Annotated in this window: 11 protein-coding genes; 7 read left to right on the forward strand and 4 right to left on the reverse strand. The window is 65.4% G+C overall.

From position 1 onward, the window contains the following. Positions 1 to 119 precede the first annotated feature (119 nt). A complete protein-coding gene (locus ACFV4K_RS10850; RefSeq protein ID WP_379273911.1) occupies positions 120 to 836 on the forward strand; it encodes an LppP/LprE family lipoprotein in 717 nt (238 codons plus the stop codon). A 69-nt stretch (positions 837 to 905) separates the two neighbouring features. On the opposite strand, the gene ACFV4K_RS10855 is transcribed toward ACFV4K_RS10850, so the two are convergent. Continuing rightward, positions 906 to 1,349, reverse strand: coding sequence for a hypothetical protein (locus tag ACFV4K_RS10855; RefSeq protein ID WP_379273912.1), 444 nt, complete (start codon positions 1,347 to 1,349; stop codon positions 906 to 908). Positions 1,350 to 1,674: 325 nt separating this feature from the next. On the opposite strand from ACFV4K_RS10855, the gene ACFV4K_RS10860 reads away from it, so the two are divergent. After that, on the forward strand, positions 1,675 to 1,983 hold the full coding sequence (locus tag ACFV4K_RS10860; protein WP_379273913.1) for a hypothetical protein: 309 nt from the start codon (positions 1,675 to 1,677) through the stop codon (positions 1,981 to 1,983). A gap of 1 nt (position 1,984) precedes the next feature. Further along, entirely contained in the window at positions 1,985 to 2,458 is a 474-nt protein-coding gene (locus ACFV4K_RS10865; RefSeq protein ID WP_379273914.1) for a hypothetical protein, read from the forward strand. A gap of 164 nt (positions 2,459 to 2,622) precedes the next feature. Here ACFV4K_RS10865 and ACFV4K_RS10870 read toward each other — a convergent pair whose 3' ends face one another. Beyond that, on the reverse strand, positions 2,623 to 3,045 hold the full coding sequence (locus ACFV4K_RS10870) for a CBS domain-containing protein (protein ID WP_379273915.1): 423 nt from the start codon (positions 3,043 to 3,045) through the stop codon (positions 2,623 to 2,625). A gap of 378 nt (positions 3,046 to 3,423) precedes the next feature. Between ACFV4K_RS10870 and ACFV4K_RS10875 the strand changes: the two genes are divergently transcribed. Then, positions 3,424 to 3,615: a hypothetical protein gene (locus ACFV4K_RS10875; protein ID WP_379273916.1), complete on the forward strand. Its 192-nt coding sequence runs from the start codon at positions 3,424 to 3,426 to the stop codon at positions 3,613 to 3,615. Positions 3,616 to 3,647: 32 nt separating this feature from the next. Here ACFV4K_RS10875 and ACFV4K_RS10880 read toward each other — a convergent pair whose 3' ends face one another. Both ACFV4K_RS10880 and ACFV4K_RS10885 read right to left on the reverse strand, forming a co-directional pair. After that, entirely contained in the window at positions 3,648 to 3,926 is a 279-nt protein-coding gene (locus ACFV4K_RS10880) for an STAS domain-containing protein (protein ID WP_379273917.1), read from the reverse strand. Positions 3,927 to 4,128: 202 nt separating this feature from the next. Next, a complete protein-coding gene (locus ACFV4K_RS10885) occupies positions 4,129 to 4,740 on the reverse strand; it encodes a TenA family protein (protein ID WP_379273918.1) in 612 nt (203 codons plus the stop codon). A gap of 117 nt (positions 4,741 to 4,857) precedes the next feature. Between ACFV4K_RS10885 and ACFV4K_RS10890 the strand changes: the two genes are divergently transcribed. From ACFV4K_RS10890 to ACFV4K_RS10900, 3 genes are all read left to right on the forward strand, one after another. After that, complete coding sequence (locus tag ACFV4K_RS10890; RefSeq protein ID WP_379273919.1) at positions 4,858 to 5,223, forward strand: hypothetical protein; 366 nt, start codon at positions 4,858 to 4,860, stop codon at positions 5,221 to 5,223. A gap of 15 nt (positions 5,224 to 5,238) precedes the next feature. Further along, positions 5,239 to 5,364 carry an SDR family oxidoreductase gene (locus tag ACFV4K_RS10895; RefSeq protein ID WP_379273920.1) on the forward strand — a complete coding sequence of 42 codons (126 nt, stop codon included), beginning with the start codon at positions 5,239 to 5,241 and terminating at the stop codon, positions 5,362 to 5,364. A gap of 96 nt (positions 5,365 to 5,460) precedes the next feature. Then, the coding region (locus tag ACFV4K_RS10900) for a hypothetical protein (RefSeq protein ID WP_379273921.1) at positions 5,461 to 6,000 on the forward strand (540 nt) is incomplete at its 3' end.

The raw sequence follows: 6,000 nt of genomic DNA on the forward strand, positions 1-6,000 counted from the left end.
ATTTTTGGGGCATCCGGCCCGCAAGCGCTCCGATAACGCCACCCCGATCTGGCCCGATGACCAGTTTGTCCTTCCATTTGGATGGAAGTCGGGGATGACGTGTCGATGCGAGGAGAAATATGAAGGCCAGATCTGTGCTGTTCGCCGTGTTCGCCACCACCCTGGTGGCGGCCGCGAGCGGATGCTCCGGCAACTCGTCGACCTCGGCGGCGACAGCGACCACGACAGTGGCCGCATCCCAGGCGACGACCGTAGCGGCGCAGGGCAACCAGCCGGTTCCGCCGCCTGTCCAGGCCCCGGACAGCCAGGGCGGCAATCCAGCCGCGGGCGAAGCCAATTCGCCGCAGGCCGCACCTGCCACCAGTGTTGCGACCGACACGCCGCAGTCCACGATCGTCCCGGTGACCACCAGTTCGGCACCCAACGGCAGCGGCCACGGAATGTGCTTCGACCCCAATTCCGGGCTCGCCAATTCGGCGATCAAGAGTCTCGCCCCGGCCGGGAACGGCACATGGGGCAATCCGTATGCGAGCGAAGACCCGATCTCGGCGGGCTGCGATGGCGTACTGACATGGATGACGGTGGAAGCGGGCAATATTCACCCGTACACCCATGTCCTGTTCTTCACCAACGGCACCTACCTGGGTACCGCGACGTCCAAGCCCTACGGCTACACCCAGGTCATCGGAAAGGCCGCGAATACCGTCTCGGTGCAGTACAAGTGGGCGAAATCCGATGACGCCCTGTGCTGCCCGACCGGCGGCCCCAGCGTGGTGACCTTCACCCTCTCGGGTGGCAAGGTGGTGGCGAAGGGGCAGTTCCCGCCGAGCAATTGAGTGTCAGGCCGATGCTCGGGGCGAGTGGACCCGTCCCGAGCATCGGCGGGGTGAGAGCGGGCGCGGGTGTCAGAACGTGGCGCGGTCGAACGGGATCGGGAGCTTTTCCAAGGCCCCGGCGGCGCGCAGTCGGGTGTTCGCTTCGAAGATCGTCTCGATGGCCGGGTACTGCGTGCCGTCCCCGGTGAGGTCGATGACCAGTCCATCGTGTGCGGTGCGGACGTAGCTCGCGGGCAGCGCTCCGGGTGCGAGGGCCGCTCGGCGAGCGGAGAGGAAGACCGCACGCCCGCAGCGGGGGTCGCTGTTGGCCAGGTCGAACCGTTCGGCCACGGCGCGGTGCTGATGCCTGTCGTAGACCTGTCCGGCATCGATCTCCCAATGCTCCGCGAGCAGACGCAGCATCCGTGGAGCGCGCCGGATCACCCGCGTGTTCTCGTCGATCTCGCGTGACCGGAAGGCGAGTACGACGGAGTTCACCGTGTAGCGCGAGGTACTGCCCGCGTGAACCGCCATAGACACGTGCGCTGTACCCGGGTTCTGCGCCCACAGCGATGCCGTATACCCGAAGACGTCAAGGTCGGGACCGGTATTCGTGCGCTCGATGTAGTTCGCCAGCGCGGGGAGGGCTCCAGCACGGGATCGGACGGGCTTCTCCATCGCAAGGTCAGTTCGGATGTCCGCACCACGTTCCCCGGGTGACTCGACGTAGCTCCAGCCGGCGTGGAGGCAGTGCGCTGGTCTGTAGTGCCGACCACAGAAGTAGGGGCAGAAGACTTGAAACTCTGATGCTTCAGACATGCGTAGGGTGGCATCGACATCACGAAAATGAGGAGCGTCCATGAAAGCCGCTGCCCGCCAACGCATTCTCGCCGCTGCGGCCGGATGCCTGATCACCGCCGCTGCGGCCGGAACCGCTGGCGCCGCGCCCCTGGAACTGCAGCCCGCGGTCGAAGGACCCGTCGCTGCCGAAGGACCCGTCTCGCCTGTTGTGGCCGAAACCGGATCGTTCGAACGCGCCCTCGGCGGTGATGTGGGGTTCTCGGTGAGCCAGGGCTCGAGTGACATGTACTGGAACGTCGTCGAATTGGTGGTCTGCGACCTGCTCCGGGCTGGTCCGTTCATCTGCGCCCCCGGTGTCAGCCGCTGAAGTGCTTCTGGCGCTCGAACGCGTAGTCGAGAACCTGATGGCGCACCAAAATATGCTGTGCGGCCGTGATATTCGCTGTCCGAAGGCCGGGATCGCTCGTCTAGTTCACGCCGAACGTCACGGTGTGGCCGCCGGTGCTGCCGGTTTGAAAGCCGTTCAGGATCGTTTGGATCCGGTTCGGGGTGAAGGAGGAACTTCCAGTGGTGGCGCTGGATCTGACGTCGGTGAACTGCTGGCTGGTCGTGCCGTTCGCATTCTTCTGCGAGGCGACGATGCGCTGGTCGCCGGCCGCCAGGTTGAGTTCGACGTTGACGCCGTAATTGACGCCGTTGGCGCCGTTGGTTGGCTTCAGCGTAAATGGGCTGCCCCCAGCATCACTCCGTTGACCATAATCGTCACCGGGGTCGAGGTCGTCGCTCCTACACAGATGTATGCCTCCTGGAACCCGCCGTCGCTAGCGCCTCGACGTTCATGAATGGAGCGACCCGACGCGGACGGCGACCCGGACCGAGGTGTTCGGAGAACGGTCGCTCTCCGAACACCTCCCCGCGCGATATCACCTACCGCGAGCGCACCGCCGCCGGCCCGCGCCGCCCGTCCTGGTGCGGACTGCGATTCGACACGGGTACGGCTTGCGGCTCAGGGCCTTCCGTAGATGGCCGTGACGAAGTCACCGAGAGATTCGTCGTCCAGATGCCTGGCCAGGTCGGACTCGCTGATCATCCCGACCATCCGCTTGTTGCCGTCGATCACCGGCAGACGCTTGATTCGATGGACTTCCATCGAATCGAGTACTTCATCGACGTCGGCGTCCTCGGCGATCCAGCGTGGCGTGGCCTCGCACAGATCGCGGGCTGGGGTGGTCTCGGGGGAGTGTCCCCGGGCGATGCACTTCACCACGATGTCGCGGTCGGTGATGATGCCGACCATCCGCTCGTTCTCGTCGGCGATGACGATCGATCCGACGTCGAGGTCGGCCATCACTCGCGCCGCTCTGGCGACGGTCTCGTCCTGCGATATCCACTGAGCGCCGGGCTTCATGATGTCGCGTGCCGTGGTCATAGAGCTACCTCCTCATATCCAGCAGAGCTGATCAATGGGATGAAGCGCCTCCATTCTCCAGGAGATCGTGGCGCGGGGTGGGGGATTGCGGACACTTTTGCCGCGGGCCGGGAGCTGACCCTCACCTCGATGGCTGTACGCCGCTGACCTGGGCGGCGTCGGCCGTCGGATCGACCGTGGCCTGTCGTTGACCTTGAACGCCTACCATCGATCAGGTCGGCCTCCGCTTTCGCGGTGGCGCGGACCTTCGGCAACGTCGCCTGGGCCTCGTGGCATTTCTCGGGCGCGGTCGACCTCGGCGTAATACCGCCGCGGCGAGTTGAGAATCCAGCCCGCCTCGGTGAGACCGGACGTCGGGCAGCGATTCGAAGGTGCGCCATGACAGCAACACCACCCGAACAACACGACGACAGATTCGCAAGCCGACCGGGTAAGCGGCGTACGCCGCCGCCCACCATCACGCGAGATGCCGATGAGGACGTGCCATTGCGCTGGCCGGAACCGAGCAAGCTCGAACCCTGGTGGGACGCCGTGATGCGGCACGCCGACGAACCACACACCCATACGTGACCGACACGGTCGGTACGTCCTCGGCGATACGGCTAGGCGCAGAACTCGAAATCACCCGAGAGGCGGAGCATTTCCAGCACCCGTTGAACGCGGGCCGATCCGTCGATGCGCAGCACAGCATGGTGTAGATCGGCGGCGTCGCGCGCCTGGATCAGGGCTTCGGCACCGGCAACCCCGAAGAACGTCACCTCGCTCAGATCGACATACGTCGATTCGCAGGCGTGCAGGCTCTCCAGTAGCGCCTTCAGAAATTCAGGGCCTGGTCTGTATGTCGATCTCGCCGCACACCCGGCAGACATGAAGATGATCATCCGTCGTCACGACCGACGTCGTCATGAGTGCGGAACCGGGGAGGTGGGCCATCGCATCACCTGAGTTCGGGGCGCGCCGCGCGCAGCCGACCGGGTCTGCTTCGATCGGGTCCTTCGTTGAGCTCATCTTTAGCCGCTGCATCGATGAGCAGACCACGAACAGCGATCAGCACGCCTTCCAGTCGACGGACGACCTACCAGTTCACCCGCGGCCGACCGGCACATCCCAGAACGCGAGTTCGTGGCGCATGCCGGTCAGGAACAGCTCCTCCGCGTTGTCGCCGCCGGCTTCGTCCAGCATCTGGGCGCAGCGGGTGGTGAGGGCCGCGAAGCCGGGGTCGGCGTAGGTGTCGATCCAGCGCCGGTAGCGCGGGTCGGCGGGAGGGTTCTGCGCGAGGATCGCGCCGAGCGTCGAATAGCCCCACATGCACGGGTAGAGGGCGGCCAGGCCGTCGGCGTAGTTCGCGGCCGAATCCAGCAGGAACGCAGTGTATTTCGTGCACGGCTCGCCCTTGGTGGCGCCGTCGAGGTCGGCACCGAACTCCGCGGCCAGACCGCGGTGCAGCGAGATTTCGTCGTGGAAAGTGGCGTGCGCGAGGTCGACCAGGTCGCCGAGGTGGGCGGCGGGCGCCTGCCAGGCGAGCCGGGAGAAGACGCGGACATAGTCGAGCAGGAACAGATAGTCCTGCTCCAGCCAGGAGCGGAACACCGGCTCGGCGAGGTCGCCTGTCGCGATCCCCGCCACGGTCGGATGCGCAAGCTGCTCCTCGACCAGCGGGCGGCCGAGCTGCTCCAGACGTGCTGCAAGACTCATACGAGAAGTCTCTCTTACAAGCTTGATCGCGTTGGCGGCGGTGCTGCCCCGGGTAGCGCTACCGCAGCTCGAAATGTCCTGGTATGTCTGGATCTGCGGCGGCTACAGTCGCTGCCCGTGCCCACATTGATCTTGCCACCGCGCTACTCCGAGGATTCTCGCGTCATGCGAGCAGCCGCGATCAGTGCTGGATGGAATGTGTTGCGCCTGTCGGGCTGGCGAGTCGGTGAGGGGGACGTGAGCGGTCCGGTGGCGTTCTACGGTGAGCCGTTGTTGCCGACGCCACTCGCGGTCGTTGTCGACATCGGTCTGATCGAGGGGCGTGGCTGGGCGGTCGTGGAAGCCAACAGCGCTTATGGCGCCGGGGTCTACGGCTGCGATCCGCGCCGGGTGCTCGATGTGCTCGCCCGTGGGTGCGTCCCACGAAGCACGCTGTCGGACAATGATGTTCACTGGGCTGCATCCGCTGCTGATTTCGCGTGACCGACGAGCGCGGCAGTGCCGACCGGACGCGTCGGCACGACCGCGGACATCAGCACCTGGATCACCCGCCTCGCCGAACCCGCCAGTTCCTGGATCACCGGCGAGATCATCACCATCGACGGCGGAAAACTGCTTGTCTGACGCGTGCCCGCGGATTCGAGCCGAACCGCGAAAGCCTGATCCATTCAGTGGTTCCGAGGGTTTGCGGCGGATTTGCGCCTCTGTCATCATCTGCCGATGAAGAAATCGAAGGCTGTGGTGTTCGGTGCCGCAGTGGTGCTGTCCGTGGGAATCGCTGGTTGTAGTTCGGACCAGGAGTCGTCGTCGACCGGGACCTCGGTCGCGCCGACCAGCGCGGCCGCATCACCTGCCGCCAGCGATTACGCGAACCTGCTCATCAAGCCCAGCGATATCGACTCCGACTGGACGTTGAAGACCTCCAAGGCGGAGCCGCACGGAATCACCGGCGTCTACGGCAACGGCGCGGGGACCGAGAAGATCAGCACCGCGGTCATCGTGCGCGAGAACGCCGCGGCCGCTGCCGCGGCGGCGAAGAATGATGTGGCGCAGAAGGCGGGCGCGGCTTTCACACCTATCGATATCGGTGTCGACGGCGGCATCCTGAATGGCCCGAACGGAACCAGCGTCGTGGTGTTCGCCGAGGGGGGAGCCTTCGCGATCATCGAATTCAACAGCAAGACCGGCGAACACGTCCCGGCCGAAGTAGCGCTCGCGATCGCCGAGAAGCAGGACGCCGCCATCAAGAACGGCGTGAAG

It is taken from the genome of Nocardia sp. NPDC059764 (genome assembly GCF_042732555.1).
Taxonomy (GTDB): domain Bacteria; phylum Actinomycetota; class Actinomycetes; order Mycobacteriales; family Mycobacteriaceae; genus Nocardia.

Excerpts from the sequence above, each read along its gene's own strand:
- ACFV4K_RS10850 (WP_379273911.1), top strand. The coding sequence starts at position 120 with ATGAAGGCCAGATCTGTGCTGTTCGCCGTGTTCGCCACCACCCTGGTG.
- ACFV4K_RS10875 (WP_379273916.1), top strand. The coding sequence starts at position 3,424 with ATGACAGCAACACCACCCGAACAACACGACGACAGATTCGCAAGCCGA.
- ACFV4K_RS10860 (WP_379273913.1), top strand. The coding sequence starts at position 1,675 with ATGAAAGCCGCTGCCCGCCAACGCATTCTCGCCGCTGCGGCCGGATGC.
- ACFV4K_RS10870 (WP_379273915.1), bottom strand. The coding sequence starts at position 3,045 with ATGACCACGGCACGCGACATCATGAAGCCCGGCGCTCAGTGGATATCG.
- ACFV4K_RS10855 (WP_379273912.1), bottom strand. The coding sequence starts at position 1,349 with ATGGCGGTTCACGCGGGCAGTACCTCGCGCTACACGGTGAACTCCGTC.
- ACFV4K_RS10880 (WP_379273917.1), bottom strand. The coding sequence starts at position 3,926 with ATGATCATCTTCATGTCTGCCGGGTGTGCGGCGAGATCGACATACAGA.
- ACFV4K_RS10885 (WP_379273918.1), bottom strand. The coding sequence starts at position 4,740 with ATGAGTCTTGCAGCACGTCTGGAGCAGCTCGGCCGCCCGCTGGTCGAG.